This is a genomic window from Gemmiger sp. An50, assembly GCF_002161595.1.
Taxonomy (GTDB): Bacteria; Bacillota; Clostridia; order Oscillospirales; family Ruminococcaceae; genus Allofournierella.
Map to the genome: position 1 here is coordinate 15,546 of NZ_NFID01000020.1, position 26,260 is coordinate 41,805.

26 protein-coding genes are annotated in these 26,260 nt (G+C 62.4%); 15 read left to right on the forward strand and 11 right to left on the reverse strand.

The window, feature by feature from the left end; genetic code table 11:
* The first annotated feature begins 71 nt into the window (after positions 1-71).
* Positions 72-1,316 (forward strand): histidine--tRNA ligase, encoded by a 1,245-nt coding sequence (gene hisS, locus B5G03_RS14900; RefSeq protein WP_087182459.1) that lies wholly within the window; start codon positions 72-74, stop codon positions 1,314-1,316.
* A gap of 75 nt (positions 1,317-1,391) precedes the next feature.
* Here the strand turns inward: hisS and B5G03_RS14905 are convergent, their stop codons facing one another.
* Entirely contained in the window at positions 1,392-2,150 is a 759-nt protein-coding gene (locus B5G03_RS14905) for a TraX family protein (protein WP_087182460.1), read from the reverse strand.
* Between the two features lie 219 nt (positions 2,151-2,369).
* On the opposite strand from B5G03_RS14905, the gene B5G03_RS14910 reads away from it, so the two are divergent.
* The 3 genes from B5G03_RS14910 to B5G03_RS14920 are packed head-to-tail and all read left to right on the forward strand — an operon-like array spanning position 2,370 to position 6,846.
* Positions 2,370-4,883 carry a ribonucleoside-diphosphate reductase subunit alpha gene (locus B5G03_RS14910; protein WP_087182461.1) on the forward strand — a complete coding sequence of 838 codons (2,514 nt, stop codon included), beginning with the start codon at positions 2,370-2,372 and terminating at the stop codon, positions 4,881-4,883.
* A gap of 52 nt (positions 4,884-4,935) precedes the next feature.
* Positions 4,936-5,742, forward strand: a complete 807-nt coding sequence (locus B5G03_RS14915; protein WP_087182462.1) for an endonuclease/exonuclease/phosphatase family protein — start codon at positions 4,936-4,938, stop codon at positions 5,740-5,742.
* Positions 5,743-5,802: 60 nt separating this feature from the next.
* A complete protein-coding gene (locus B5G03_RS14920) occupies positions 5,803-6,846 on the forward strand; it encodes a ribonucleotide-diphosphate reductase subunit beta (protein WP_087182463.1) in 1,044 nt (347 codons plus the stop codon).
* Positions 6,847-6,917: 71 nt separating this feature from the next.
* Here the strand turns inward: B5G03_RS14920 and glpK are convergent, their stop codons facing one another.
* The 6 genes from glpK to B5G03_RS17175 all read right to left on the reverse strand — a co-directional run bounded on the left by glpK (position 6,918) and on the right by B5G03_RS17175 (position 13,151).
* Positions 6,918-8,417, reverse strand: a complete 1,500-nt coding sequence (gene glpK / locus B5G03_RS14925; protein ID WP_087182464.1) for a glycerol kinase GlpK — start codon at positions 8,415-8,417, stop codon at positions 6,918-6,920.
* Positions 8,414-8,791: a DUF1667 domain-containing protein gene (locus B5G03_RS14930; protein ID WP_087182465.1), complete on the reverse strand. Its 378-nt coding sequence runs from the start codon at positions 8,789-8,791 to the stop codon at positions 8,414-8,416. Before B5G03_RS14930 ends, glpK begins: the two co-directional genes overlap by 4 nt.
* Positions 8,788-10,059: an NAD(P)/FAD-dependent oxidoreductase gene (locus tag B5G03_RS14935; RefSeq protein ID WP_087182466.1), complete on the reverse strand. Its 1,272-nt coding sequence runs from the start codon at positions 10,057-10,059 to the stop codon at positions 8,788-8,790. Before B5G03_RS14935 ends, B5G03_RS14930 begins: the two co-directional genes overlap by 4 nt.
* On the reverse strand, positions 10,056-11,501 hold the full coding sequence (locus B5G03_RS14940) for an NAD(P)/FAD-dependent oxidoreductase (RefSeq protein WP_087182467.1): 1,446 nt from the start codon (positions 11,499-11,501) through the stop codon (positions 10,056-10,058). Before B5G03_RS14940 ends, B5G03_RS14935 begins: the two co-directional genes overlap by 4 nt.
* Before the next feature lie 15 nt (positions 11,502-11,516).
* A complete protein-coding gene (locus tag B5G03_RS14945) occupies positions 11,517-12,647 on the reverse strand; it encodes an endonuclease/exonuclease/phosphatase family protein (RefSeq protein WP_242962487.1) in 1,131 nt (376 codons plus the stop codon).
* Between the two features lie 240 nt (positions 12,648-12,887).
* Positions 12,888-13,151, reverse strand: coding sequence for a hypothetical protein (locus B5G03_RS17175; RefSeq protein ID WP_140401720.1), 264 nt, complete (start codon positions 13,149-13,151; stop codon positions 12,888-12,890).
* A 173-nt stretch (positions 13,152-13,324) separates the two neighbouring features.
* Between B5G03_RS17175 and B5G03_RS14950 the strand changes: the two genes are divergently transcribed.
* Positions 13,325-13,891 carry a glycerol-3-phosphate responsive antiterminator gene (locus B5G03_RS14950; protein WP_087182469.1) on the forward strand — a complete coding sequence of 189 codons (567 nt, stop codon included), beginning with the start codon at positions 13,325-13,327 and terminating at the stop codon, positions 13,889-13,891.
* A gap of 5 nt (positions 13,892-13,896) precedes the next feature.
* Here B5G03_RS14950 and B5G03_RS14955 read toward each other — a convergent pair whose 3' ends face one another.
* Entirely contained in the window at positions 13,897-14,376 is a 480-nt protein-coding gene (locus B5G03_RS14955) for a helix-turn-helix domain-containing protein (RefSeq protein WP_087182470.1), read from the reverse strand.
* Positions 14,377-14,554: 178 nt separating this feature from the next.
* On the reverse strand, positions 14,555-14,983 hold the full coding sequence (locus B5G03_RS14960; protein WP_087182471.1) for an Hsp20/alpha crystallin family protein: 429 nt from the start codon (positions 14,981-14,983) through the stop codon (positions 14,555-14,557).
* Positions 14,984-15,561: 578 nt separating this feature from the next.
* Here B5G03_RS14960 and B5G03_RS14965 point away from each other — a divergent pair.
* The 10 genes from B5G03_RS14965 to B5G03_RS15010 all read left to right on the forward strand — a co-directional run bounded on the left by B5G03_RS14965 (position 15,562) and on the right by B5G03_RS15010 (position 23,642).
* On the forward strand, positions 15,562-15,882 hold the full coding sequence (locus B5G03_RS14965) for a PadR family transcriptional regulator (protein WP_087182472.1): 321 nt from the start codon (positions 15,562-15,564) through the stop codon (positions 15,880-15,882).
* Positions 15,879-16,388: a DUF2812 domain-containing protein gene (locus tag B5G03_RS14970; protein WP_087182473.1), complete on the forward strand. Its 510-nt coding sequence runs from the start codon at positions 15,879-15,881 to the stop codon at positions 16,386-16,388. The genes B5G03_RS14965 and B5G03_RS14970 overlap by 4 nt, the downstream gene beginning before the upstream one ends.
* 69 nt (positions 16,389-16,457) lie before the next feature.
* The gene (locus tag B5G03_RS14975) at positions 16,458-16,832 is read left to right on the forward strand and encodes a DUF5655 domain-containing protein (RefSeq protein ID WP_087182474.1); all 375 of its coding nucleotides are present in this window, start codon (positions 16,458-16,460) and stop codon (positions 16,830-16,832) included.
* A 105-nt stretch (positions 16,833-16,937) separates the two neighbouring features.
* Complete coding sequence (locus tag B5G03_RS14980) at positions 16,938-17,387, forward strand: helix-turn-helix transcriptional regulator (protein ID WP_087182475.1); 450 nt, start codon at positions 16,938-16,940, stop codon at positions 17,385-17,387.
* Positions 17,388-17,407: 20 nt separating this feature from the next.
* Positions 17,408-17,614 (forward strand): hypothetical protein, encoded by a 207-nt coding sequence (locus B5G03_RS14985; protein WP_087182476.1) that lies wholly within the window; start codon positions 17,408-17,410, stop codon positions 17,612-17,614.
* Positions 17,615-17,635: 21 nt separating this feature from the next.
* Positions 17,636-18,118 (forward strand): TetR family transcriptional regulator, encoded by a 483-nt coding sequence (locus B5G03_RS14990; protein WP_087182477.1) that lies wholly within the window; start codon positions 17,636-17,638, stop codon positions 18,116-18,118.
* Positions 18,119-18,245: 127 nt separating this feature from the next.
* Positions 18,246-18,551, forward strand: coding sequence for a hypothetical protein (locus B5G03_RS14995; RefSeq protein ID WP_206423637.1), 306 nt, complete (start codon positions 18,246-18,248; stop codon positions 18,549-18,551).
* Positions 18,552-18,832: 281 nt separating this feature from the next.
* The gene (locus tag B5G03_RS15000) at positions 18,833-19,816 is read left to right on the forward strand and encodes a helix-turn-helix domain-containing protein (RefSeq protein ID WP_087182478.1); all 984 of its coding nucleotides are present in this window, start codon (positions 18,833-18,835) and stop codon (positions 19,814-19,816) included.
* A 184-nt stretch (positions 19,817-20,000) separates the two neighbouring features.
* A complete protein-coding gene (locus tag B5G03_RS15005; RefSeq protein WP_087182479.1) occupies positions 20,001-22,370 on the forward strand; it encodes a chitobiase/beta-hexosaminidase C-terminal domain-containing protein in 2,370 nt (789 codons plus the stop codon).
* A 186-nt stretch (positions 22,371-22,556) separates the two neighbouring features.
* Positions 22,557-23,642, forward strand: a complete 1,086-nt coding sequence (locus B5G03_RS15010) for a helix-turn-helix domain-containing protein (RefSeq protein ID WP_087182480.1) — start codon at positions 22,557-22,559, stop codon at positions 23,640-23,642.
* 89 nt (positions 23,643-23,731) lie between these two features.
* Here the strand turns inward: B5G03_RS15010 and B5G03_RS15015 are convergent, their stop codons facing one another.
* Complete coding sequence (locus tag B5G03_RS15015) at positions 23,732-24,943, reverse strand: NADP-dependent isocitrate dehydrogenase (protein ID WP_087182481.1); 1,212 nt, start codon at positions 24,941-24,943, stop codon at positions 23,732-23,734.
* Positions 24,944-24,987: 44 nt separating this feature from the next.
* A complete protein-coding gene (locus tag B5G03_RS15020; protein ID WP_087182482.1) occupies positions 24,988-26,172 on the reverse strand; it encodes an aminotransferase-like domain-containing protein in 1,185 nt (394 codons plus the stop codon).
* Positions 26,173-26,260 lie beyond the last annotated feature (88 nt).

The following is a 26,260-nucleotide window of genomic DNA, read 5'->3' on the forward strand; positions in this document are numbered from 1 at the left end:
GCCCGCCGGGCTATCATTAGAAGATAAAAGTGCTTTATTCTGTTAAAATATAGAATGTGGGAGGAACATCAATGAAAACCAATCCGCTGAAGGGCATGAAGGACTATCTGCCCGCCGAGCAGGCGCTGCGCGACTATGTGCAGGGCCGCATTCTGGAAACCTACCGCGCCAGCGGCTTCGAGCGCATCTCCACCCCCATGCTGGAGGACATGGAGAACCTGGACAAGAGCGACGGCGGCGACAACCTGAACCTGATCTTCAAGGTGCTCAAGCGGGGCGACAAGCTGGCTTCCGCCATCGCCTCCGGCAACGAGAAGGACCTGTCCGACATGGGCCTGCGGTACGATCTGACCCTGCCCCTCTCCCGCTACTACGCCGCCAACAAGGACAAACTGCCCACCCCCTGCAAGGTCATCCAGACCGACCGGGTATTCCGTGCCGAGCGGCCCCAGAAGGGCCGGATGCGGGAGTTCGTCCAGTGCGACATCGACATTCTGGGCGACGGCTCCTGCAACGCGGAGATCGAGCTGATCGACGTGACCGCCCGGGCCCTTTTGAACATCGGCTTTGACGACTTCACCGTGAACATCAACGACCGGCGTCTGCTACGCGGCATGCTGACCAGCATGGGCTTTGCCCCCGAAAGCCTGGACAGCGTGTGCATCACCTTCGACAAGCTGGACAAGATCGGCTCCGAGGGTGTGGCCAAGGAGCTGACCGAGAAGGAGTGCCCCGCCGAGGCCGTTGCCGCTCTGAGCGATTTTTTGGCCAAGGGTGAGTTCAGCCTGGAGGCCATCGGCGCTCTGTGCGAGGACAAGACCCTGGCCGAAAACCTGGGCAAGGTGATCGCCACTGTGGAAACTCTGGCCGGCGGCAAGTATAAGATCGCCTATTGCCCCAGCCTGGTGCGCGGCCAGGGCTACTACACCGGCATGGTGTTCGAGGTCACCTGCGCGGCCTTCAGCGGCGCGGTGGCAGGCGGCGGCCGCTACGACAATATGATCGGCAAGTTCATCGGCCAGCAGGTGCCCGCGGTGGGCTTCTCCATCGGCTTCGAGCGCATCTGCGGCATCCTGGCCGAGCAGGGCTTTGCCATCCCGGCCCAGAAGCCCAAGATGGCCCTGCTCTACCTGCCCGACGCGGACTTCGCCCAGGTGCTGGCCAAGGCGGCCACCCTGCGGGAGAACTACACCGTAACCGTGCTGCCTCAGGCCAAGAAGCTGGGCAAGCAGTTCGGCGCCCTGGAAAATCAGGGCTTTGCCGCCGTGGCCTTCGCGGACAACGAGGATGTGAAGGCCCTGGGCGCCAACGGCTGATTTTTTCCGTTTTATTTTCAACACAAAAAGGCTCTGTCTGTGGAAAACCCACGGGCAGAGCCTTTTTCTTTTTTATTATTGTAAGACAAGCAACTTCACCGCCGCCAGCACCGCCAGGTGGGCCGGGTAGAACAGATAGAAAAACCACTTCCAGAACGTCCGGCCGTGTTCGGCCCGCTTGCCGTTGTAAAACAGCAGGATCACCGCGCCCGCTGCCAGGATGCCCAGCGTGCTTGCGGCCGTGTGCAGCACCGCCTGCACCGTCCATCCCTCCGGCATGGTCTGGAAGAAAAAGATCACCGCTTCCCCGAAAAAGACAAGCGCCAGCCCGCTGCGTCTGCCCCCCAGCCCGGCTTTTCCGTACCGCCAGCCGCAGAACATGAAGGTGAACAGCGGGGCCATCGTTCCCCAGTCCATGAACAGGCTGACAAAGAACAGGCCCAGCAGCGCCGCGAAATTCCGCCCGAGCCTCTCGCCGGGCCGGGTGCCCATTTCATGGGCCACATGGGCGGTTCCCAGGCAGACCAGCAGCGTGAACAGCATGTTCAGCTGGAACACCCCCAGCGCCAGCCAATAGGGGATCTGGGAGATGAGGGCAAACACCAGCAGCCGCAGTGCATAGGCCTTGCGGTCATGGGTGTACTCGTAGCCCTCGGCCAGAAAATAACACATGGTCACCGCGGTGAAGTAGCCGATGTCCACCAGCGGCTCAAACCAGGGATTTTGGGGCGAGAGCAGCGTGTTGGCGATGTGATTCAGCAGCATGGCGGCCATGGCGATGGCCTTGATGGCATCCCGGTTCAGGCAGGGCCAGATTCCGACACTGGGTTTCATGGGTGTTTTTCTCCCCTTGTTTCTTTTTCTTTATTGTACCAGACAGGGCGGGCATCTGTCACCCCGCCGGGCGTTTTTATGCCGGTTCATTTTCTCCATTTTGTACACTATTTCAGTATAATTCACACACCAGATATGGGTTTTGCGCATTGAAGCATTTCAAGATGTGGTGTATAATAGGAAACGTTGCAAAATAGACGAGTTACGGGAGGACACAGCATGCAGATTCAAAAGCGCAGCGGCCAGGCCGAGGCCTTCGACGGGGGCAAGATTCTTGCCGCCATGGAAAAATCCTTTGCCAGCGTGGGCCAGGCCCCCAGCGTGGAGCAGCTGGCCGGGCTGCTGGACGCGGTGACCGAGCGCCTGAGCGGCGAAGTGGTCACGGTGGAGCAGATCCAGGACCAGGTGGAGCGGGCGCTGATGGAGCAGGGCCACTTTGAGGCCGCCAAAAGCTACATTCTCTACCGCTCCCGCCATGCGGAGCTGCGGGCCGCCCGCCAGTCCATCGCGGCGCAGGTAAACGCGCCCGGTCTGGAGGAGTGCCTGGTGAGCATCCAGAAGGACTTCGACCAGCTGGTCTATCCCCTCACCGCGCTGGCAGCCCGGTTCGCGGGCTTTGCAAAGCCGGAGATGGACACCGCCGAGCTGCTGGCCGCTCTGACCAAGGCGGCGGTGGAGCTGACCAGCCCCGAGGCTCCCAAGTGGGAGTTCGTGGCGGCGCGCCTTTTGAACCTCTCGTTTTCGCTGCGGCTGGAGACCGAGCTCTCCCGCCGGGGCATCCATACCCTTTATGACAAGCTGCGCTACCTGACCGACGAAGGTCTCTACGGCAGCTACATTCTGGAGCACTATTCCCGGGCCGAGATCGGCGAGGCCGAGGCCTTCCTCTGCCCCGAGCGGGATAAGCTCTTCACCTATTCCGGCCTGGACCTGCTGCTCAAGCGGTATGTGATTCACACCCGGCAGCACGTGGCGCTGGAAACGCCCCAGGAGATGTTTTTGGGCATCGCGCTGCACCTGGCCATGGAGGAGAAAACCGACCGGCTGGGCTGGGTGAAAAAATTCTACGACATGCTCAGCCGGATGGAAGTGACCATGGCCACTCCCACCCTGTCCAACGCACGCAAGCCCTACCACCAGCTGTCCAGCTGCTTCATCGACACCGTGCCGGACAGCCTGGAGGGCATCTACCGCAGCGTGGACAACTTCGCCCAGGTGAGCAAGTTCGGCGGCGGCATGGGCCTTTACTTCGGCAAGGTGCGGGCCGCGGGCGGCAGCATCCGGGGCTTTGAGGGCGCGGCCGGCGGCGTGATCCGCTGGATTCGTCTGGTGAACGACACCGCGGTGGCGGTGGACCAGCTGGGCGTGCGCCAGGGCGCCGTGGCGGTGTATCTGGACGCCTGGCACAAGGACCTGCCGGAGTTTTTGCAGCTGCGCACCAACAACGGCGACGACCGGATGAAGGCCCACGACGTATTCCCGGCGGTGTGCTACCCGGACCTGTTCTGGAAGCTGGCCAAGGAAAACCTGGACGCCCCCTGGCACCTGATGTGCCCCCACCAGATCGAGACGGTGAAGGGCTACTGCCTGGAGGACTACTGGGGCGAGGAGTGGGAGACCCGCTACCGGGACTGCGTGGCCGACCCCCGCATCCAGAAGCGCACCGTCACCGTGAAGGAGCTGGTGCGGCTGATTCTGAAAAGCGCGGTGGAGACCGGCACCCCCTTCACCTTCAACCGGGACGCGGTGAACCGGGCCAACCCCAACGGCCACAAGGGCATGATCTACTGCTCCAACCTCTGCACCGAGATCGCCCAGAACATGGCGCCCATCAAGACGGTGAGCACCGAAATTTCCACCGAGCAGGGCGACCCGGTGGTGGTCACCGCCACCCGCCCCGGCGAGTTCGTGGTCTGCAATCTGGCCAGCCTGTCGCTGGGCAACCTGCCGGTGACCAACAAGGCCTACATGAGCCAGGTGGTGGCCACCGCGGTGCGGGCGCTGGACAACGTGATCGACCTGAATTTCTATCCCCTGCCCTACGCAAAGCTCACCAACCGGAAGTACCGGAGCATCGGTCTCGGGGTGAGCGGCTACCACCACATGCTGGCCAAGGCGGGCATCCGGTGGGAGAGCGAGGAGCACCTGGCCTTCGCGGACGAGGTGTTCGAGACCATCAACAAGGCGGCCATCGCCGCCAGCAGCGCCATTGCCGCCGAAAAGGGCAGCTACGCCGCCTTTGAGGGCAGCGACTGGCAGACCGGCGCGTATTTCACCAAGCGCGGCTACGACAGCCCCGAATGGCGGCAGCTGGCCGCCACCGTGGCAAAGCAGGGCATGCGCAACGCGTATCTCCTGGCCGTGGCTCCCACCAGCTCCACCAGCATTCTGGCGGGCACCACCGCGGGCGTGGACCCGGTGATGAAGCGCTTCTTCCTGGAGGAGAAAAAGGGCAGCATGCTGCCCCGGGTGGCCCCCGAGCTTGGCCCCCGTACCTACTGGTACTACAAGAACGCCCACCAGATCGATCAGAGCTGGAGCGTGCGGGCGGCGGGCGTGCGCGGGCGGCACATCGACCAGGCCCAGAGCATGAACCTGTACATCACCAACGACTACACCCTGCGTCAGGTGCTGAACCTGTATCTGTTGGCCTGGGAACAGGGTGTGAAGACCATCTATTACATCCGCAGCAAATCGCTGGAAGTGGAAGAGTGCGAGAGCTGCTCTTCCTGATGCAAGCTGTCTGCTCCCCAAACCCATCTCCCATACACAAAAGGAGGTTGCCATGAACGAGCTGAACATCATGACCTGGAACATCCGGGGGAGTGCCTCTCTGGGTTGGGATAGCAGCTATACCCTATCCCCGAAGCTGATTGAGGAAATTTTCCGGACAGACGCCGATGTGATGGTTCTGACCGAGTTTGTTGCCGCACCCGGGCTGGATGATTTGCTCGGTGCATTGAGGCAAAAGGGATATCTGTGGCTTTCCGCTAATGCATCCGGAAAAAACGGAATTCTGATGGCCGTGCGGCGAGAGCTGGTGAATGCGCAGCAGCTGAAACAGAATATCTATTCTTCCTCTGCCCTCTTTTCCACCTTGAACGGCTGCAATCTGTTGCGAGCTGAACTTCCTTTGCAAAGCGGTGCCCTTCTCACGGTTCTGGGCTGCCGGATGGAAACCGGTGCAGCACAGAACCTGACCGCTCAATACAACGAACAACGCCGCTGCTTTGACCAAATTCTGCTGCCCGCTGTACTGCCCGCTCGGACACATCGGCTTTTCATTGTCTGTGGCGACTTCAACAACGCACGCTGCCTAGCCTCGCTGCAGCGCCCTTTTGACCCGAACGATTATCTGGGCCGCGCGCAATGCAACTACAATTTGAATCTTATTAAGGACGCTTTTTATGCCCGTGGATTCCACATGGCAGATCAAACGGATGCAGGTCAGCCAATCGCCACTCACACCAAAGGCACGATGGCGTTTCCTTTGGATCACATTTTTGTGCGCGGACTGACACCGGTGCACTGTGGCGTCCGGCCATCTGCCTGTTCCGACCATGCAATCCTTTGGGCCAAGTGTATGCTATGAATCGTTTGATTCATCTCTGTCGCTTTTCTTTTGACAAATAGACAAGGAGCGTGAACTGTCATGACTCAGCTGATTAAAAAGCCCCTCTTCAACCCGGGCGGCGACACCGACGTACGCCTGCGGCGGATGATCGGGGGCAACACCACCAATCTGAACGACTTCAACAACATGCGCTACGCCTGGGTGAGCGACTGGTACCGTCAGGCCATGAACAACTTCTGGATTCCCGAGGAGATCAACCTGGCCCAGGACACCAAGGATTACCCGAACCTGTCCGCCGCCGAGCGCACCGCCTACGATAAAATCCTCAGCTTTTTGGTCTTTCTGGACTCCATCCAGACCGCCAACCTGCCCAACATCGGCGAGTACATCACCGCCAACGAGGTGAACCTGTGCCTGTCCATCCAGGCGTTCCAGGAGTGCGTGCACAGCCAGAGCTACAGCTACATGCTGGACAGCATCTGCAGCCCGGTGGAGCGCAACGACATCCTCTACCAGTGGAAGACCGACGAGCACCTGCTGCGCCGGAACACCTTCATCGGCGATCTGTACAACGAGTTCCAGCAGCACAAGGACCCCTTCACCCTGCTGAAAGTGATGATGGCCAACTATATTCTGGAGGGCATCTATTTTTATAGCGGCTTCATGTTTTTCTACAATCTGGCCCGCAACGGCAAGATGCCCGGCTCGGCCCAGGAGATCCGCTACATCAACCGGGACGAGAACACCCATCTGTGGCTGTTCCGGAACATTCTGCTGGAATTGCAGAAGGAGGAGCCGGAGCTGTTCAGCCCCGAGAACGTGCAGGTGCTGAAAGAGATGCTGGAGGAGGGCGTGCGGCAGGAGATCGCCTGGGGCCATTACGTGATCGGCGACGCCATCCCCGGCCTGACCAAACAGATGGTCACCGACTACATCCGGTATCTGGGCAATCTGCGCTGGACCGGTCTGGGCTTCGGGCCCCTCTTTGAGGACAACCAGACCGAGCCCGCCAGCATGAGCTGGGTGAGCCAGTACTCCAACGCCAACATGGTGAAGACCGATTTCTTCGAGGCCAAAAGCACCGCCTACGCCAAAAGCACCGCGCTGGTGGATGATTTGTAAGCCTGATTTTACCTTTCCCATAACAGCAAAAATCCCCGATGGGTTTCCATCGGGGATTTTTGTATACTCGGTTATTCCTCCGGCCGGGCCCAGTCGAGACTGCGGCCCACGGCCTTGTGCCAGCCTGCCAGCAGCTGATGGCGCTTGTCCTCGGCCATGTCGGGGGCGAAGTCCACATCACAACTCCACAGGCGGCTGATCTCGTCGGTATCCTTCCAGACGCCCACCGCCAGACCGGCCAGGTAGGCCGCGCCCAGGGCGGTGGTCTCCCGGATCATGGGGCGGCGCACCGCCTTGTTCAGGATGTCCGCCTGGAACTGCATCAAAAAGCGGTCCCGGGAGGCGCCGCCGTCCACCTTGAGCACGCTCAAGGGGATGCCGGTGTCCTTCTCCATGGCGGCCACCAGGTCCGCCGACTGATAGGCGATGGACTCCTGGGCCGCCCGGATGATGTGCTCCCGCTTGGTGCCGCGGGTGATGCCCACAATGCAGCCCCGGGCGTACATGTCCCAATGGGGTGCGCCGAGGCCGGTGAAGGCGGGCACCAGATAGACCCCACCGGTGTCCGGCACCTTCTGGGCGTAGTACTCCGCGTCCCGGCTTTCGGTGAAGAAACGCATCTCGTCCCGCAGCCACTGGATGACCGCGCCGCCCACGAAGACGCTGCCCTCCAGCGCATACTGCACCGGCTGGCCCTTCACGGTGGCCGCGATGGTGGTGAGCAGGCCGTTTTCGCTCTGGTGGCGGGTCTCGCCGGTGTTCATGAGCAAAAAGCAGCCGGTGCCGTAGGTGTTTTTGGCCTGCCCGGCCTCAAAGCACCCCTGGCCGAAGAGGGCGGCCTGCTGGTCGCCCGCGATGCCCGCCACCGGCACCTGCACCGGGCCGATGGCGGTATAGCCGTAGAGCTCGCTGGAGGAGCAGACGGTGGGCAGCATGGCCCGGGGAATGTCCAGCAGCTCCAGCAGCTCGTCGTCCCAGTCCAGCGTGTCGATGTTATACAGCATGGTGCGGGAGGCGTTGGTGCGGTCGGTCACATGGGCCTTGCCGCCGGTGAGCTTCCAGACCAGCCAGGTATCCACGGTGCCGAACAGGATTTCGCCCTTGGCGGCCCGTTCCCGGCTGCCAGGCACCTGGTCCAGAATCCACTTGATCTTGCTGGCGGAGAAGTATGCGTCCGGCACAAGACCGGTCTTTTTGCGGATGGTCTCGCCGTAGCCCTTTGCCACCAGCTCGTCGATGATGGGGGCGGTGCGGCGGCACTGCCACACGATGGCGTTGTAGATGGGCCGGCCGGTCTCCTTTTCCCACAGGATGGTGGTCTCCCGCTGGTTGGTGATGCCGATGCCCGCGATGGCTGCCGGGTCCACCCCGCTCTTGGCCACCACCTCCATCATCACGCTGTACTGGCTGGACCAGATCTCCATGGCGTCGTGCTCCACCCAGCCCTCTTTGGGGTAGATCTGCTCAAACTCCCGCTGGGTCATTTCCAGGATGTTCTGCTCCTCGTCGAATAGAATGGCCCGGCTGCTGGTGGTTCCCTGGTCCAGGGCAAGGATGTACCGGCTGCTCATTGCATTTCCTCCTTTGCCGCGCCCTGGGCCTCCAGCGCGCGGGTGGTCACAAAATCCGCCCCGGTGCCGCACACGTTGGCCACCGCCACCTGACCAAGGGCCACCGGCGCGGTCAGCTCCAGGCCGTCCAGCGCCTGCATGGCCTCAAAAATCAATCCCTTGGGAATGGGCTTGGTGGTCTTCACCGGGCAGCGGGGATGGGCCGCACCCCGCACGGCCACCGTGCTGGTGATGGTGCGGGTGGGGTTCGTTAGTTCTATTTTACCATATTCTTCGCCCCGTGGGCAGGTATTTCCCGTCACTTTGTAGCCATCGTTCTCATCCACGTGCAGACGGCAGCCCTTGGGGCACACAATGCAGATCAGTTCCTTCATGCCTGTTCCTCCTCTACCGCCACTTCCAGCGCGCCCTTTGCCTTTGCCAGCAGGGCGGCAGGCAGGGTGATGTGCTCCATCTCACCGGGGGCCAGATGCTCCCGTTTAAAGCGGGCCAGCGGCACACCTCCGCTTTCGACCACCACCGCCGAATTGCCGTAGACCCGGCGCACCCGGAAGAAGATCTCCAGCTTTTTGTCCACCGCCGCCGGGCGGACTTTCTGTGGCACGGTGTAGCCCACGCCCTCGCCGTTTTGAATCTCCACCGCCGGGCCGTCGTTTGTCTGGCCGCTCGCATACCGGGCGGCGGCGGCACCGGCCCGCTGGCTCTCGGCGGTGACAAAATCCACCAGATCATGTACATGCACCACGTTGCCGCAGGCGAACACGCCGGGGGCGCTGGTCTCCATATTCTCGAACACCACCGGCCCCTTGGTGCGCGGGTCCAGGGTGATGTGTGCGCCGCTGGTCAGCTCGTTCTCCGGAATCAGGCCCACGCTGAGCAAGATGGTATCGCAGTCAAAGACCATCTCGGTGCCGGGGATGGGGCGGCGGTTTTCGTCCACCTTGGCCACCACGGCCCGCTCCACCCGGTCCTTGCCCTGGATGTCGATGATGGTATGGGAGAGATACAGGGGGATGTCATAATCCTGCAAACACTGGACGATGTTTCGCGCAAGGCCCCCGGAATAGGGCATGACCTCCACGCAGGCCAGCACCTTGGCGCCCTCCAGCGTCATGCGGCGGGCCATGATGAGGCCGATGTCGCCGCTGCCTAAGATCAGCACCCGCTTGCCCACCATGTAGCCTTCCATGTTCACATACCGCTGGGCCGCGCCCGCGGTGAACACGCCCGCCGGGCGGGTGCCGGGGATGCCGATGGCGCCCCTTGTGCGTTCCCGGCAGCCCATGGCCAGCAGGATGCTTTTGCCCCGCAGCAGCCGGTAGCCCAGGGTTTTGCTGATGGCCTGCACGGTGTGGGCCTGGGCGTTCACCTCCAGCACCATGGCCCCCAGCATCACCTGGATGCCGGTGCCCTCCAGCTGCTGAATGAACCGTCCGGCGTATTCCGGGCCGGTGAGCTCTTCTTTGAAATGGTGCAGGCCGAAGCCGTTGTGGATGCACTGGTTCAGAATGCCGCCCAGCTCCTCATCCCGCTCTAAAATCAGCACCTGCTCCGCGCCGTTTTCCTTTGCGCTCAGGGCGGCTGCAAGGCCCGCCGGGCCGCCGCCCACCACAATTACATCATATTCCTGCCGGTCTGTCATACGGTTTTGTCCCCCTTTGCCTGTTTTGTCCGGCCGGTGAGCAGGATGCTCGCCGCCCCCTCCTGCGGGATGTCCAGCGGGCTCCTGCCCAGCTCGCGGCTCAGGATCTCCATCACGCGGGGACCGCAGAAGCCGCCCTGGCAGCGGCCCATGCCCGCGCCCACCCGGCGCTTGACCCCGTCGATGCTGCGGGGCGGGATAGCCGTATGGCAGGCGGCGATGATCTCGCCCTCGGTCACCGTCTCGCATCGGCAGATCACCCGGCCATAGGAAGGCTGGCGGGCGATGAGCGCCGCCTTTTCCTCGCCGGTCAGTTCCTTAAAACGTACACGCTTGCGGGTGGTCACCGGGTCTGGCTTATCCGTCAAAACAAGGCCCGCCCGCTCGAGCAGGGCCGCGGCCTCCTCGCCCACCGCTGCGGCGGCGGAAAGGCCCGGGCTCTTCATGCCCGCCAGGTCCAGCATGCCGGGGGCCGCCCACTGGATGACGAAGTCCGGCCGGTCGGTGTTGGCCCGGATGCCCGCAAAGTTGCGGATGCAGGCGGAAAGATCCACGCCGGGCACGCTCTTGCGGGCGCTCTGGGCCACCTGGGCAAGGCCCATGGCGGTGGTGGCGGTATCGGCGGAATCCGCAATGTCCTGAGCGTTGGGGCCGACGATCAGATTGCCGTGCACCGTGGGGGCCACCAGCACGCCCTTGCCCGCGGCGGTGGGGCACTGGAAGATGACCCGGCCCACGGTGCTGCCGGCGGATTTGTCCAGCAGGTAATACTCGCCCCGGCAGGGTTTGGTGACAAAATTCTCCGGCGCGGCCAGCGCGTGCACCGAGCCCGCGTCCACGCCGGCGGCGTTCACCACAAAGCGGGCTTCAAAGTCGCCCTTGGTGGTCTCGATCTTCCAGCCGCCCTCGATGGGAGCAAGGCCGGTGACCCGGGTTTCCAAGTGCAGGTCAGCCCCGTTTTGCACCGCGTTTTCCGCCATGGCCAGCGCAAACTCCCAAGGGCTCACGATGGCTGCGCTGGGCGCGTGCAGGGCGGCGGTGATCTCCGGCGAGAGATTCGGCTCCATTTCCCGGGCCTTTTCGCCGCTCAAAAGCTCCAGCCCCGGCACCCCGTTGGCGATGCCGTTTTCATAAAGTCGCTGCAGGGTTTTCTCCTGCTCGGGGCCGAAGGCCACCACAAAGCTGCCAATCTGCTTGTAGGGCACATCCAGCGCGGCGCAGATTTCCTTCGCCATTGCGCTGCCCCGAACATTGAGCGCCGCCATCCGGGTGCCCGGCTCCGGGTCGTAGCCCGCGTGCAGAATGGCGCTGTTGGCCTTGGTGGTGCCCATGGACACATCGTTTTCCGCTTCCAGGATCAGCACGCTGACCTGCTTTTTCGCCAGGTGGTATGCCACCGCCGCGCCGGTCACGCCGCAGCCGATGATCGCCACATCTACCATAACTGTTTCCTCCTTTTATTCCGCAGCCTGACCCAGCCGGAAGGTGAGCTTCACCGGGTTGTGGTCGCTGTAAGCAAAATTGGTGTCGATATTTTCCGCCGTGGCGGTGATGTTGTCCGAAACGAGAAACCCGTCCAGCACGGTGGTGTAGTTGACCCCCGGCTCCCAGGGAATGTCTGCCGTGCGGCAGGTGGGGGTCTGGTACTCATTCTCCGCCCGCTGGAGGGAAAAGCCCTCGGGCAGGTCCTCATCGGTGAGCTGGGCCACCCAGCCCGGCAGCTGCTGGCCGCTTTCAAAGGCCTCGGCCATCCCCTCGCCCAGAGCGTGGTTGAAGTCGCCGCCCACGATCACGTAATTGCCCTTTTGGTATTCGGTCTCCATCACGTCGCAGAGCATTTCCAGCTGGCGGGCCCGCACGGTGCCGCCCTCGTCGTAGGCGGACATGTGGCTGTTGATGAGCACCAGCTCTCCCCCGCCCTCCACCGGGATGCGCAGCTGGGCAAAGCAGCGATCCAGGTCGGTAAATTTTACAAAGAAGCTCTCGTCCACCGGGTAGCTGCGGCGCACCGCTTCCTCCACCTGATACCGGCTGAAGGTGAGCAGGCCCGCATCCACCGCGCCGTGGGGGTCGTGGAAGGGGTAGAACAGGTACCGAGTGTGGAAGTTGGAGGCAAACACCGCGCCGTAACCGGGCAGCCCCTCTTTCAGCATGGCGCTCTGGTCCACCTGCCAGCTGCGGTGGGCATCCACGTCCACCTCCTGCAAAAGCAGGAAGTCCACGTTCTGGGCGGCCACCGTATCCAGCGCGCCCCGGGTGTTGGCCAGCACCGCTTCCCGGCTTTTTGCCTTGCCCCATTTGCCCTGCACCGGGGTGCCGTCCGCCATGGTGCCGGTGTCCATGAAGAAGCTGTAGTCCGGCCCGTAGGCGCCAAAGCCGATGTTGTAGGTCAGGGCGGTGTAGTCCTGCCCGGGGGCCAGCTGCCCGGTCTGGGGATTTTCCACTGTGAGAGTCTCGCCATCCGGAATGCGGTAATAGCCGGTTTGCAGGTAGAGCACATACCCCCCCACCGCCAGCACCAGAGCCAGCACGAGCGCCAGCAGCGCCAGCCCGATTCGTTTGAACCATTTTCTTTGCTTTGTCATCATGCACCTCGTTTTGATCGCTGAATTTCGGGGCAGGCGCGCCCAACTGGGCGGTGACACTGCCTTCCAGGTGGTGGAGCGCGCCGGAAAATTTTTTGCGGAATGAACCAAAAAGCGCAGGCAATCCTTTGTGGATTGGCGAGCATTTTTGGAAAATTCCACGGAAAATTTTGGTGCGATACGCCGCCTGAGCCGTCAGGCGTGAAGGCCGTGGCAGCACCCAATGGGCGGTGACACGGCCTTTCAGGTGGTGGAGCGCGCCGGAAATTTTTTGCGGAATGAACCAAAAAGCGCAGGCAATCCTTGGTGGCTTGGCGAGCATTTTTGGAAAATTCCACGGAAAATTTTGGTGCGATACGCCGCCTGAGCCGTCAGGCGTGAAGGCCGTGGCAGCGCCCAAATAAAAAAGAGCAACAGAAATACACCGTCATGGCGTTTGTTCTGCTGCTCTTCACTCTTGCACAGGCCGGAGCCTGCCGAAAGCCCCGGGTATTTTTCTGGCGGCACGCGGGCCGCGTTTATTGGTCGTACTATTATTATAGAGGCCGCTGCCGCCGGGGCGCAATGGGCAGACCCGCAAAAATTATCCCCGGCTTTTTGTGCCATGCGCACAAAGCGTTGTGGGGCCCGGCTTTGGGGTGCTATAATAGGTATCATCACAAACGAAAAGAGGATGCCCCATGATCACCCCGCTGCCCGCTCTGCTGGAGGAAAACCCCATCATCATCGCCATCAAGGACGAGGAGGGTCTTGCCCGCTGCCTTCAAAACCCGAAGCCGGTGGTGTTCGTGCTGTACGGCTCGGTGGTGAGCATCCCGGACATCGTCCGGCGGCTGAAGAAGGCGGGCAAGACCGTTTTTGTGGACGTGGACCTGCTGGACGGCCTTTCCGCCCGGGAGGCGGCGGTGGAATACCTGGTCGGGGCCACCGAGGCGGACGGGGTCATCAGCACCAAGGCGGCGCTGGTGCGGCGGGCCAAGGCCCTGGGGCTTGCGGGGGTGTACCGCACCTTCCTTTTGGATAACATGGCCCTGCAAAGCCTGCGCAAAAGCGGCGGCAGCCAGTGGGCGGACTTCATCGAGATTCTGCCCGGCCTGATGCCCAAGCTCATCGCCCGCTTAAGCCATGAACTGAACGCGCCGCTCATCGCCAGCGGCTTGATCGCCGACAAGCAGGATGTGATCGACGCACTGGGCGCGGGCGCGGTGGCGGTGTCCAGCACCTGCCCGGCGGTGTGGGAGCTGTAACGCCGTTACAGCCGCCGGTATTCCCGCACGATGCACACTCCACCTGCCCCGGCCATTCCGATGCCCAGCACCAGCAGCCACACCCGCCAGGTGCAGAACAGATGGCTGGCGTACGGCCCCAGCGCTGTATACCAGGTCTGATAGGGCTGCTGGCTTTCGATGAAGGCAAACAGCAGTGCCGCCACCACCAGCAGCACGCCTGCCGCCGCCAGCACCACAGCCGCCGCCATGCGGAAATGCGTCTTTGCCCGCCGGGATTGCTCCCGGCCGTCCGGCTGCGCCGGGCTTTGGGCGCCGAACAGCAGGGTGTCGGCGCTGACCGAAAAGACACCGCACAGCTGTTCAAACTTTTCCAGATCCGGCCGGGCCTCCCCGGTCTCCCAGCGGGAGATCGTCTGCCGGCTCACGCCCATGCACTCAGCCAGCTTTTCCTGTGAAAGTCCCGCCTGCTTGCGGCAGGCTGCGATTCGTTTTGCAAGACTCATTCCGTCGCCCTCCTTTTTGTCTCCATCATAGCAGAGCGATGGGAATTTTTCCAGCACACCGGGCGGGAATTTCGCCCGCCGGATGCGTCATCCTGCCCGAGCATGCACAAAAAAAGGGCCCCGGCCAGCTGGCCGGGGCCCTTTTCTGCTTTTCTGCCGCGGGGGCTCTGCTCTGCGCTTAGCCCTCGATCTGGATGCTGCGGGAGGCGGGGGCTACCTCGCCCTTCTTGGGCAGAGTCAGCTCCAGAATGCCGTTGTTGTAGGCGGCCTTGATGGCGGTGGTGTCGATGCCGCTCACGTCGAAGCTCCGGCTGAAGGAACCGAACTTCCGTTCCCGGCGCACGTAGTTGCCTTTTTCGTCCTTCTCGCCGCTCTCGGAGTTGTGGCGGGCGGTGATCATCAGGTTATCGCCGTTCAGGTCGATGGCGATGTCCTCCTTGTTGAAGCCGGGCAGCTCCGCCTCCATCAGGTAGGCATCGCCCTTATCCTGAATGTCGCAGCGGAACTGACTCATATCGCCGAAACCGGTGAACAGGCTGCGCTCCATGTTATCCAGATAGTTGAACAAACTGTTTTCTTCACGGCCAAACGGAATCATACCAAACATAAATTGCTCCTTTGCTCCGCGCCATTTGAAATGGATTTTTATTGTGGCAGCACGGTGCAATTCCAGGTGGTGAAGCGCGCGGGAAAATTTTTTGCGGAATGAACCCAAAAGCACAGACAAGCCTTGGTGGCTTGGCGAGCATTTTGGGAAAATTCCACGGAAAATTTTGGCGCGATACGCCGCCTGAGCCGGCAGGCGTGAATTGTACGGTGTTGCCACCGAAAAAGCGGTGCGCATGGTACGCGGGGGCTGCACCGCTTTGTCAATTGGAATTGTCCGGGTCGGCTTCCAAGGGCCTTTGTCCTTGGCTCCCGTTCCTTTTTGACAACTCTATTCTACCGCCGGTTTGTGACATAAAATCGGTTGATTTATGAACATTTTGTTAATTATTAGCACTCTACGGCTTAGAGTGCTAATTTATTTTTTTCGCCCTCTCTTCCATAGATTTTTGTCGCAATCCTTCCCCTTCCCACCCTGCCGCCGGATGCCCGGCCGCTTGACAAGTATATCGGCACCTGATATAGTTATATCGAAAGACGATATAACGCTTGCCGAGCAAGCAAAAAGGAGGGCCGCAGATGAACGAACACATCGCACTGACCGAGGCCTTTTATTACATTCTGCTTTCGCTGTATCAGCCGCTGCACGGCTACGGCATCATGCAGAAGACCGAGGAATTTTCCGGCGGGCGGGTGCGGCTGGCGGCGGGCACTTTGTACGGCGCGCTGAACACCCTGCAGGACAAGGGCTGGATCGAGGCGCTGCCCTGCACCCCGGGCAGTCGGAAAAAGGAATACCGCATCACGGCCGCGGGCCGCGCCGCCGTGGAGAGCGAGCTGGCCCGGCTGCGGGAGCTGGTAAAAAACGGCGAACAGGTCACAGGAGGGAATCCGGTATGAAAAAGATCATCCACCGCACGTTTTTTGTCTGGAACTTTGAAAAGGAGATCGCCTGGCTGAACGAGATGAGCCGCCAGGGCTGGCAGCTGTGCCGGGCGGGGGTTTTCGTGTATGAATTCGAGCAGGGTGAGCCGGGCGAATACCAGTACCAGCTGCAGCTGCTGCGCAAGGCCGATCCGGACTACCTGGCCTTTCTGGAGGAGACCGGCATCCAGGTGGTGGGCCGCTGCCTGAACTGGATCTACCTGAAAAAGAAATCGGACGGCCAGCCCTTTGAAATCTTCTCGGACCTGGAGGGCGTGCTGCGCCATCTGGACGGCGTGCTGGCCCTCTGCGGCGTGATCATGGCGGTTAACGTGCTGCCCGGCTTTGCCAATCTGGCCAACAGCCATCTGCAACAGCTCAGCTGGCTGAACCTGGCGCTGGCCGCCGTGGGCGCCTTCGGCTTCTGCAAGCTGTATTTCCGCCGCCGGGCGCTGGCCGCTCAAAAAGACCTGCACCGCTGACCGTTGCCCCGCCCCGCTCTCCGGAGCTATAATATAATAAGAAAAATCCAAAAATGCAGGTGTGCAATCATGACCGACGACGAGCTGCTGTTTTTTGATTCCATGCCCCAAATGCTGCCCATCTACGAGGCGTTTTGCCAAGGGCTTGCGGACCGGGGCCTTGCCTTCACCGCCAAGGTGAGCCGCACCCAGATCTCGCTGCGCAACCGGTATGTGTTCGCGGCGGTGTCGCTGCCCTGGCGCAAGGTGAAGGGCTGGCCGGAGGAATACCTGCTGGTGAGCCTGGGGCTTTCCTATCACAAGGAGTCCCCCCGGGTGGCGGTGGCCACCGAGCCCTACCCCAACCGCTGGACCCACCACATCCTGCTCACGACCTCCAAAGAGGTGGACGCCGAGCTGCTGGACTGGACCGAAGAGGCCTACCGGTTCGCCCTCATCAAGTGATGTTAACAAACCGGGCGAAACCGGCAGGTTTGGTTGGTGGCCTTTTGGCGCGGTTGGCGGTATACTGAAAGGGCAGAAAATCAAACACAACAGGAGGTTTTGCCCATGAGCTTTGCAAGCGGTTTGTATCACGCCCGCAAAAAGAGCGGTCTTTCCCAGGAGGATGTGGCCGGAAAGCTGGGGGTTTCCCGCCAGACCATCTCCAAGTGGGAGACCGGAGAGACCCTGCCGGACATCCGCCAGTCCAAGCGGCTGGCCGTTTTGTACCACATCACGCTGGACGAGCTGGTGGAATACGATTTTGACGAGCAGCAGGCCCGGGAGATGATCGACAGCGTGAGCGAGGAGGCCCAGGCCAAGATCGACTGGAACAAGGTATGGAGCAAGAAATACCCGGTGCTGGCCACCTACCACAAGACGGTGCGCATCCAGGACTACGCCCCCCAGCTGCGGGAGATGCTCACCCAGCTGCAGGTGGAATACGGCTACAACACCACCGACGCACTGCTGGTATTAAAGGACATTCTGGCCCGGGTCTGGAAGGGCCAGATGTGATATTTGAGAGAGGACACCCCATGGACTACACCCGCGACGAGCTGGCCGAGGCAAAGCGCCAGATCGACTCCACCCTGCACAAGCTTCGCCAGACGGTGAAGACCTTTGAAGCAAAGGAAGACCCGGCCCGCTACAAATCCCAGCTCACGCTGGCAAAACGGCGCATCGAGGCCTTCACCATCGCAAACGAGCTGATTCAGCGGGAGCTGGACACGCTGAACCGGTAATTTTACCGCAGCCGGGGCAATGTGGACAAGATCACCGTGAAGGCGCTGATCGAGGAGTGCCACATCTCCCGCCAGACCTTTTACTACCATTTTCAGGACATCAACGACGTGATGGAGTGGTCCGTCCGCCGCGAGACCGAGCAGCTGCTGCGCCAGAGCCTGGAGCTGCCCCAGCTTCGCTGTGGGCTGGAGCTGCTGATCGCCCACACCGCCGGGCAATTCGACGTGCTGAATAAGCTGCTCTGTTCCCACCGGCGGCAGCGCTTCACCGACGCCCTCACCGCCTGCGTGCGGGTCTTTCTGAACGGGCTGCTGGAACGCTTCCGGCCGGACTTTGCGGTGAACCAGCCGGACCGGGAGGTCTTTCTGGATTACAATTCCCGGGCGCTCACCGGCATCCTGCTGGACTACGGCGGCCGCCGCGAGCTGGACGCCGCCCGGCTTTCCGCCCAGCTGGAACGAATTCTGCTACGCCAGCTGGCCGAGCCGCTGGAAGAGATGTAACACCAAAACAAAACGCCAAAGCGGCGCGCACCCAAGGGATTTTCCCCGGTGCGCGCCGTTTTTTTGCCGGTCAAACTCCTCCCTCTGTCCTTACAGAAACGCCGGGCTGTGAAGCAGGCTGACAGCTTTGCCTTTTTGTAAGGACACAGCGAAAAAACTGCATCTGGCGGCAGACTCCGAAAGCTGTTATAAAGAAAACGAACCACCCGCTTCCCCCCGCACCGCCACCGGCGACTATTCCCGGTCCCCGGTGCCCTGGTGCGGCAACGACATGGTGACCAACGAAGGCAGCATCGCCGAGGGCCTGATGGACGTTGCCTCGGATGACGTGGAGCTGCTCACCGGCCAAAAGCCCATGACCGCCCGCGAGCTGGCGAAGAACTACAGCTACATCTGGGAAAACCACGTGACCAACTGGAAGGACATCCGCTGAGTTTTCCCCTTCCCATCTGTTTTTCCATTCTTTTTTGTTCTATTCCTTCTTTCTCATACGGCATTTTTAAAGATGCCTCCAAACCGCAAAGCCGCCCGGTCCCTGTTAAAAAAGGGGGCCGGGCGGCTTATTTTTGCCCGGAGGGCGGGCCTGCACGGCCGGTTTTCCCCCGGTGCAACCGCCGGTTGACAAATTGAACAGCAAACTGGGTGGCGGGTAACCGGCGCTTCTGCTACAATGAGAGCAGCAAAACAGAACCCGTGAGAAGGAGTTGTGGGAATATGATCTTAGCGGAAAAAATCATGAAGCTGCGCAAGGCCCAGGGCTGGTCCCAGGAGGAGCTGGCGGTCCAGCTGGGCGTGTCCCGGCAGTCGGTATCCAAGTGGGAGTCCATGGCCTCCATGCCGGACCTGGATAAGATTTTAAAGATGAGCGAACTGTTCGGGGTGAGCACCGATTATTTATTAAAGGACAACGCCGCCGAGGAGGAGGGCTGCGCCGCCCCCATCCTGGAGGAAGGCCCCGCGCCCCGGCCCATCTCGCTGGAGGAGGCCAACACCTATATGGACCTGAGCGCGCGCTGCCACAAATTCATTGCGCTGGCGGTGGCGCTGTTCATCCTGTCGCCGGTTCCGCTGGTGGCCATTGCCGGTATGGCGGAGCACGGGCGGCTCGCCCTCAGCGAGGACGTGGCCGCCGCCATCGGCCTGCTGTTTCTGTTCGTGATCGTGGCGGCGGGCGTGGCCATCCTGCTGCCCAGCGGCATCAAGCTGGAGCGGTATGAATTTCTGGAAAAGGAGCCCATCGCCCTGGAATACGGGGTGGCGGGCATCGTGGAGACCAAGCGGGAGGCCTTTGCTTCCACCTATCATTCGGGCCTGGTGGTGGGCATCGTGCTGTGCATCCTGAGCGTGGTGCCGCTGTTCTTCTGCATGGCGCTGGAATCCGAGCTGGCCTGCGTGTTCGCGGTCTGCCTGCTGCTGACCCTCATCGCCGTGGGCGTGTACATCATCATCCGGGTGGCCTGCCTCTGGGAGACCTACGAAAAGCTGGTGGAGGAAGGCGACTACTCCCGGGAGCACAAGGCGGAGAACCGGCGCAACGACCCCTTCGCCGGCTTCTACTGGTGCCTGACCACTGCCATCTATCTGGCGGTGAGCTTTTACACCGGCCAGTGGGCCCGCACCTGGATCATCTGGCCGGTGGCGGCGGTGCTGTTCGCGGCGCTGCTGGCTCTGCGCCGGATGCTGCGCCAGCCCCGCTGACCCTCTTGCCCCAGACCCGAGTCCCCGGGTCCGGGGCTTTTTTGCGCCTGTCTTCCAATAACATCTGGCAAAGCGCCGCCGGGTGTGATATGGTATTGTTGGATTGGCCCGCAGCCCGCCCCCACCGCGGCGGACACGGCCCGCAAAAAACTCCGCGCCGTCCGGCGGCCGGGGGGAGGACGCTATGAAAAAAACAGCCATCATCAACATCTACAACTTCATCCGCAAGTCCCACGAGGAGCCCAGCCGCTTCATTCAGGACGACTTCGACACCATCCGCAAGCAGATTCAGCTGGTGCGGCAGTATGGCCTGCCCGCCACCTACGCGCTGAAATACGACGCGCTCACCGACCCCCGCTACCAGAAGCTGCTGCGGGAAGAGACCGCCCCCCAGGACGAAATCTCCGCCTGGTGGGAGATCACCCGGGAACTGTGTGAAAAGGCCGGAGTGCGCTTTCGCGGCCAGGTGACCGAGGAGTTCGACGAGCGGGTGAACAGCGCCTACTGCATCGGCTACGAGCCGGAGGAGCGCAAGCGCCTGGTGGACGCCTACATGGACACCTTCTTTTCCGTCTTTGGCAAGTATCCCAAGAGCATCGGCTCCTGGGTGCTGGACACCGTGACCCTGGAATACGCCGCCGAACGATACGGTATCACCGCCGCAGCCACCTGCCGGGACCAGATCGGCACCGACGGCTTTACTTTGTGGGGCGGCTGGCCCAACGGGGTCTACTTCCCCAGCCGCCAGAACGAGAACCTGCCCGCCCAGGACCCGGCGAACCAGCTGCCGGTTCCGGTGTTCCGTCTGCTGGGGCCGGACCCCATCTACAACTTTGAACAGAACCTGCGCCCGGACTTATACGGCATGGTGTTCACCCTGGAGCCCGCCTGGCTCACCGGCCGGGACGAGCAGTGGATCCAGTGGATGTTCGACACCATCACCAAAGAGGACTCGCTGGGCATCGGCTACGCCCAGGTGGGCCAGGAGAACAACTTTTTGTGGGAGAACATCGGTCCCGGCCTGCTGCCCCAGCTGAATCTGGTGGAGCGTCTGGCCAAAGAGGGCCTGGCCCGGGTGGAGACCATGGCGGCCAGCGGCGAGTGGTTCCGCAAAAAATACCGCATTACCCCGCCCATGACCTGGCAGGCCTCCCACGACTGGAACGCCGCCCACGAGCTGAGCGCCCAGTGGTACGCCTCCTGCTGCTACCGGGTGGGCTTTCTGGGCGAAGAGGGCCGTCTGCGGGTGCGGGACTTCTTCCTCTACCGGGATGAATACCTCTCCCGCTACCGCCAGCACGCCATGACAAATGCCAAAAGCACCTTCGACGCGCTGCCCCTGCTCTTCCCCCAGCTCTGGGCCGGACAGGATGACCCCCGCCCCTTTATCCGGCTGGTGGGTGCGGACGGCGCCGAGCCGGAGGGCCGCATCTGCTTTTACGCCGCCAGCGAGACCGAGGCCCGGGCCGAGCTGACCGACCCGGCAACCGGCGCGCTGCTGGCCCGCTTTTCCATGCTGCCGGACCGGCTTATTCTGGAAGGCGACTATAACCTGGTCTTCGACCGGCTGCCGGTGTTCCGCGCCGCCGAGGGCCGGTGCATTCACATGACACACGAGGGCTTTGCCTACCGCTTCACGGTGGAGACCGGCACCTTGACCCGGGCCGGGGCGGACGGGGTGCGCATCGCCCCGGAGGCGGGCAAGATCTGCCTGCTGCTGGCGGACGCTCCCCTCACCGAATCCATGTTCACCGCTCAGTACCTGGAAGCCCCCGCGCCGCTGGACAGCGTGCAGACCCAGTGGACGGAGAGCGGAGCCGTGCCGCCCTTCACGCCCCAGCTGGACCCGCCCGAGTGCGTATTCCCGGCGGGCACCCAGGCCAGCATCACCCTGACCGCCCGGCAGGAGGGCGTTCTGCGCTATACCACCGACGGCACCCTGCCCGACGAGCATTCCCCGGTGTACACCGGGCCCATCCCGCTGCAAAAGGACACCACCCTCTGCGCCCGGCTCTTTCTGGCGGACGGCCGGGTGAGCGAGCCGGTGTGCGCCCATTATCAGTTCCTTCTCACCGAAATGGAGCTGCAAAGCCCCACCCGCTTTGACCCCCGGCCGGTGTTCTCGGCGGGCGGCATTCAGGGCCTGCTGGACCCCCGGCGGGGCAGCTGCGATTACCTCTGCGGCCAGTGGCTGGGCACGCTGGAAAATCTGGACGTGACCGCCCTGCTGCCGGAGGAAACCGAGGTCGAGAGCATCGGGCTGGGCTTTTTGTCCCACCACCGGTCCGGCATCGTCTTCCCGGAGTATATCGAGCTGTTCACCGGGCCGGACCCGGAGCATCTGACCTTGAAGGACACGCTGCACCTGCCCTGCGCCCCCTGTGCGCGGGAGATCGCCCGGCAGGATTTTGTCTTCCCGGTGAACGAGCCGCTGCGCTGCTTCCGGCTGGTGGCCCACCGCTACGCCAAAATGCCCCAGTGGTGCGCCTACAAGGGCGTGCCCGACGTGTTCACCATGGCAGACACCCTACTGGTGAAGCCGAATCGGGCCTGAGATTTTTGAAAAAGACAAATGCCCCGGCAGCCGGAAAACGGCTGCCGGGGCATTTTTGTAACCGGCGGGCAGAAAAACCTGCCCGGCGCGTAACCACCCGTCGCTTGTGGCGGCGGGCGGGATGCACTACAATAAAAGCAGAAGGAGCGCGGCGCCTATCCACCTACCCGAACAAAGGAGCACACCATGGAACTGAACCGGATGAAGATCGGCGCGGCCATCGCGGCCCGCCGCAAGGAAAAGGGCCTGACCCAGGAGCAGCTGGCGGCCCGGCTGGGGGTGAGCGCCCCGGCGGTGAGCAAGTGGGAGACCGACACCTCCTACCCGGACATCACCCTGCTCTGCCCGCTGGCCCGGGCGCTGGGCACCAGCGTGGACGCGCTGCTGCAATTTGAGGAGACGTTGAGCGATGAGGAGGTGGCGCGGCAGGTAAACCAGCTGCTGGAAACCGCCATGCGCCAGCAGCTGGACGGCTGGCAGGCCGCCGAGCGGCAACTGGAGGAGCTACTGCACCAGTACCCCAGCTGCACCGCCCTGCAGTACAACGCGGTGGCCAGCTACGACGCGCTGACCGTGTTCTTCCCCGCGGCGGGCGAGGAGGTGCGCACCCGCTGGCGGGCCCGCAAGCGCCAGTTGCTGGAGCAGGTGCGCGAAAGTGGCAACGCCGCCTACTGGCAGACTGCCACCATCGGGCTGGCGGTGCTGGAGCTCACGGACGGCGACGCGGAAACCGGCGCGGAGCTGCTGCGCCAGCTGCCCGAGCGGGTGGGCGACCCCACCGGGGCCTGGGCCCAGTATTACCTGAAAACCGGCCAGCCCGGCAAGGCGCTGGAAACCATCCAGAAGCAGCTGTACAAGCTGATCAGTCAGGCCCAGAGCCTGCTGGCCACGATGATGGACCCGAAGCTGCTGCCGGAGCCGCAGCGGCAGCGGGCGGTGTGCGAGGCCTATGGAGCGCTGGCTCGGGCCTTCGATTTCCCGGACATGAGCGCAGGCCTTGCCATGGAGCTGTGCCTGCAGGAGGGCAGACCGGACGAAGCCGCCGCCTGCTTTGCGCAGTATGTGGAGGTACTCACCGGCCCGCCCGCCTTCCCCCGGGCGGATCTCTTCGCCCCGGGTGTGACCGCCAAGCACCCGGAAAGCGCCCAGACCAGCAGCCGGGAGCTGCGCCGCCTGCTGCTGGATGAGATTCGGCAGGACGAAAAATACCACTCCCTAATGGAGCACCCGGTGTTCGCCGCCGCCCTCGCCCGGCTGGAGGCGAGCGTCTGAATTTTTCTCCCACTGCACACAAAACCGCCCCGGCAGCCGAACTCTTCGGCCGCCGGGGCGGTTCTTTTCTTACTCGTTTCTCATCCCGCTCAGGCCAGCTTGGCTTCCAGATTGGCGCGGATCGCGCGGATGAATTCCAGGCTGTCCACGGGCTTGGTTTCCACGCCCTCGGCCAGGCCGCACAGGTCCTTGGTCATCACGCCGCTGGCCAGGGTGTCCAGGCAAGCCTCTTCCAGGGTCTTGGCGAACTTCACCAGGGCCTCGTTGCCGTCCAGCTCGCCCCGCTTTGCCAGCGCGCCGGTCCAGGCGAAGATGGTGGCCATGGGGTTGGTGGAGGTGCTCTCGCCCTTCAGGTAGCGGTAGTAGTGGCGGGTCACAGTGCCGTGGGCGGCCTCGTACTCGTAGTTGCCGTCCGGGCTGACCAGCACGCTGGTCATCATGGCCAGGCTGCCGAAGGCGGTGGAGACCATGTCGCTCATCACGTCGCCGTCGTAGTTCTTGCAGGCCCAGATGAAGCCGCCCTCGCTGCGCACCACGCGGGCAACCGCGTCGTCGATCAGGGTGTAGAAGTATTCGATACCCGCGGCCTCGAACTGTTCCTTGTACTCCTTCTCGTAGATCTCGGCAAAGATGTCCTTGAAGGTGTGGTCGTATTTCTTGCTGATGGTATCCTTGGTGGAGAACCACAGGTCCTGCCCCGTGGACAGCGCGTAGTTAAAGCAGCTGCGGGCAAAGCTCTCGATGGAGCTGTCCTTGTTGTAGGTGCCCTGCAGCACACCTGCGCACTCGAAGTCATAGATGGTCTGGCGCATTTCGGTGCCGTCCGCGCCGGTGAACACCAGCTCGGCCTTGCCCGGGCCGGGAATGCGGAACTCGGTGCCCTTGTACACGTCGCCGTAGGCATGACGGGCGATGGTGATGGGCTTTTTCCAGGTCTTGACCACCGGCTTGATGCAGTCCAGCAGGATGGGCGCACGGAACACGGTGCCGTCCAGCACGGCGCGGATGGTGCCGTTGGGGCTCTTCCACATCTCGTGCAGGTCATACTCGGTCATGCGCTGGGCGTTGGGGGTGATGGTGGCGCACTTGACCGACACGCCGTACTTCTTATTGGCCAGCGCCGCGTCTATGGTCACCTGGTCGCCGGTGGCGTCCCGGTTGGGCAGGCCCAGGTCGTAGTATTCGGTGTTCAGCTCCACAAAGGGGCACAGCAGCTCCTCCTTGATCCACTGCCACAGCACGCGGGTCATCTCGTCGCCGTCCATCTCCACCAGGGGGGTGGTCATCTTGATCTTTTCCATCGGCTTGTCCTCTCTTTCTCTCTAATCGGGGCGAACAGGCCGCGTTACGCGCCCAGCTCCCGCAGTACCTTGTCCATGATCTCCACGCCCTGGGCGATCTGCGCCTTGGTGGGGGTGGAGAAGTTCAGCCGCACGCTGCGGCAATCGGCGTCGGTGGTGTAGAAGGCGCTGCCCGGCACCACCGCCAGCTTGTGCTCCAGGCACTTTTTCACAAAGGCGTCGGTGTCCACTGCTTCGGGCAGGGTGGCCCAGATGAACATGCCGCCTTCGGGCTTGATATATTCCATCCGGCCGGCCAGCTTGGCGTCCAGTTCGGCCATCATGTAATTGGCCTTTTCCCGGTAGATATCCTGCAAACGGGCCAGGTGGGCATCCATGTCGGTCTGGGTCAGGATGCGCTCGCAGACCCGCTGGGCCCACACGTTGGTGTGCACGTCGCTGCCCTGCTTTGCCACCACCATCTTGCCGATCAGATCCGGCTGCCCGGCGCAGAAGGCCAGGCGCATGCCCGGACACAGCACCTTGCTGAAGGACCCGGCATACACCACCGCGCCGGTGGTGTCGAAGTGCTTGATGGGCGGAATCGCTTCACCCGAGATACGCAGTGCGCCGTAGGGGTCATCCTCCAGCACCGGCACGCCGTAGCGCACCGCCAGCTCGCAGATGGCCTTGCGCTTTGCCAGGCTGGTGGTGTAGCCGGTGGGGTTCTGGAAGTTGGGGATGCAGTAGAAGAACTTCGGCTTTTGATCCCGGAAGACCTTTTCCAGAGCCTCCAGGTTCACGCCGTCGGCCTCCAGGGGCACACCGGCCAGGCGCGCGCCGAAGCTGCGCATGGAATTGTAGGCGCCCAGAAAAGCGGGCTCCTCCACCGCGATCACGTCGCCCTCGTTGCACAGCAGCTTTGTCATGAACTCGATGATCTGCTGGCTGCCGCTGGTGATGATCAGGTCGTCCGCATCGCTCACCACCGGCCACTGACGGTTGGCGTAGTCCCGGGCGGCTTTGCGCAGAGGGCCATAGCCCTCAGTGACGGAATATTGCAGCATCCCCACCGGGTCGGTGGCCAGCAGCTTGTCGCTGAATTTGCGGATGGTCTCGGCGGGGAAGCTGTCCGCCGCCGGGTTGCCGCCCGCAAAGCTGATCAGCTGCGGGTCGCTCATCTGCTTGAGCAGCTCGCGGATGATGCTGGGCTTCATCTGTTTGACCTTGTTTGAATAACGGAATTCCATGCTGAATCGCTTCTTTCGTTTGGATTTTAGGGCAACACCGCACAATTCCAGGTGGTGGAGCGCGCCGGAAAATTTTTTGCGGAATGAA

Bases quoted from the DNA above. Each gene is read 5' to 3' on its own strand.
- B5G03_RS14945 (WP_242962487.1), bottom strand. From the start codon at position 12,647: ATGATGACAAAGCAAAGAAAATGGTTCAAACGAATCGGGCTGGCGCTG.
- B5G03_RS15010 (WP_087182480.1), top strand. From the start codon at position 22,557: ATGGAACTGAACCGGATGAAGATCGGCGCGGCCATCGCGGCCCGCCGC.
- B5G03_RS14940 (WP_087182467.1), bottom strand. From the start codon at position 11,501: ATGGTAGATGTGGCGATCATCGGCTGCGGCGTGACCGGCGCGGCGGTG.
- B5G03_RS14985 (WP_087182476.1), top strand. From the start codon at position 17,408: ATGGACTACACCCGCGACGAGCTGGCCGAGGCAAAGCGCCAGATCGAC.
- B5G03_RS14980 (WP_087182475.1), top strand. From the start codon at position 16,938: ATGAGCTTTGCAAGCGGTTTGTATCACGCCCGCAAAAAGAGCGGTCTT.
- glpK (WP_087182464.1), bottom strand. From the start codon at position 8,417: ATGAGCAGCCGGTACATCCTTGCCCTGGACCAGGGAACCACCAGCAGC.
- B5G03_RS14960 (WP_087182471.1), bottom strand. From the start codon at position 14,983: ATGTTTGGTATGATTCCGTTTGGCCGTGAAGAAAACAGTTTGTTCAAC.
- B5G03_RS15000 (WP_087182478.1), top strand. From the start codon at position 18,833: ATGATCTTAGCGGAAAAAATCATGAAGCTGCGCAAGGCCCAGGGCTGG.
- B5G03_RS14930 (WP_087182465.1), bottom strand. From the start codon at position 8,791: ATGAAGGAACTGATCTGCATTGTGTGCCCCAAGGGCTGCCGTCTGCAC.
- B5G03_RS14905 (WP_087182460.1), bottom strand. From the start codon at position 2,150: ATGAAACCCAGTGTCGGAATCTGGCCCTGCCTGAACCGGGATGCCATC.
- B5G03_RS14975 (WP_087182474.1), top strand. From the start codon at position 16,458: ATGACCGACGACGAGCTGCTGTTTTTTGATTCCATGCCCCAAATGCTG.
- B5G03_RS14950 (WP_087182469.1), top strand. From the start codon at position 13,325: ATGATCACCCCGCTGCCCGCTCTGCTGGAGGAAAACCCCATCATCATC.
- B5G03_RS14955 (WP_087182470.1), bottom strand. From the start codon at position 14,376: ATGAGTCTTGCAAAACGAATCGCAGCCTGCCGCAAGCAGGCGGGACTT.
- B5G03_RS14970 (WP_087182473.1), top strand. From the start codon at position 15,879: ATGAAAAAGATCATCCACCGCACGTTTTTTGTCTGGAACTTTGAAAAG.
- B5G03_RS14910 (WP_087182461.1), top strand. From the start codon at position 2,370: ATGCAGATTCAAAAGCGCAGCGGCCAGGCCGAGGCCTTCGACGGGGGC.
- B5G03_RS14920 (WP_087182463.1), top strand. From the start codon at position 5,803: ATGACTCAGCTGATTAAAAAGCCCCTCTTCAACCCGGGCGGCGACACC.
- B5G03_RS14915 (WP_087182462.1), top strand. From the start codon at position 4,936: ATGAACGAGCTGAACATCATGACCTGGAACATCCGGGGGAGTGCCTCT.
- B5G03_RS15005 (WP_087182479.1), top strand. From the start codon at position 20,001: ATGAAAAAAACAGCCATCATCAACATCTACAACTTCATCCGCAAGTCC.
- B5G03_RS15020 (WP_087182482.1), bottom strand. From the start codon at position 26,172: ATGGAATTCCGTTATTCAAACAAGGTCAAACAGATGAAGCCCAGCATC.
- B5G03_RS14965 (WP_087182472.1), top strand. From the start codon at position 15,562: ATGAACGAACACATCGCACTGACCGAGGCCTTTTATTACATTCTGCTT.
- B5G03_RS15015 (WP_087182481.1), bottom strand. From the start codon at position 24,943: ATGGAAAAGATCAAGATGACCACCCCCCTGGTGGAGATGGACGGCGAC.
- hisS (WP_087182459.1), top strand. From the start codon at position 72: ATGAAAACCAATCCGCTGAAGGGCATGAAGGACTATCTGCCCGCCGAG.
- B5G03_RS14935 (WP_087182466.1), bottom strand. From the start codon at position 10,059: ATGACAGACCGGCAGGAATATGATGTAATTGTGGTGGGCGGCGGCCCG.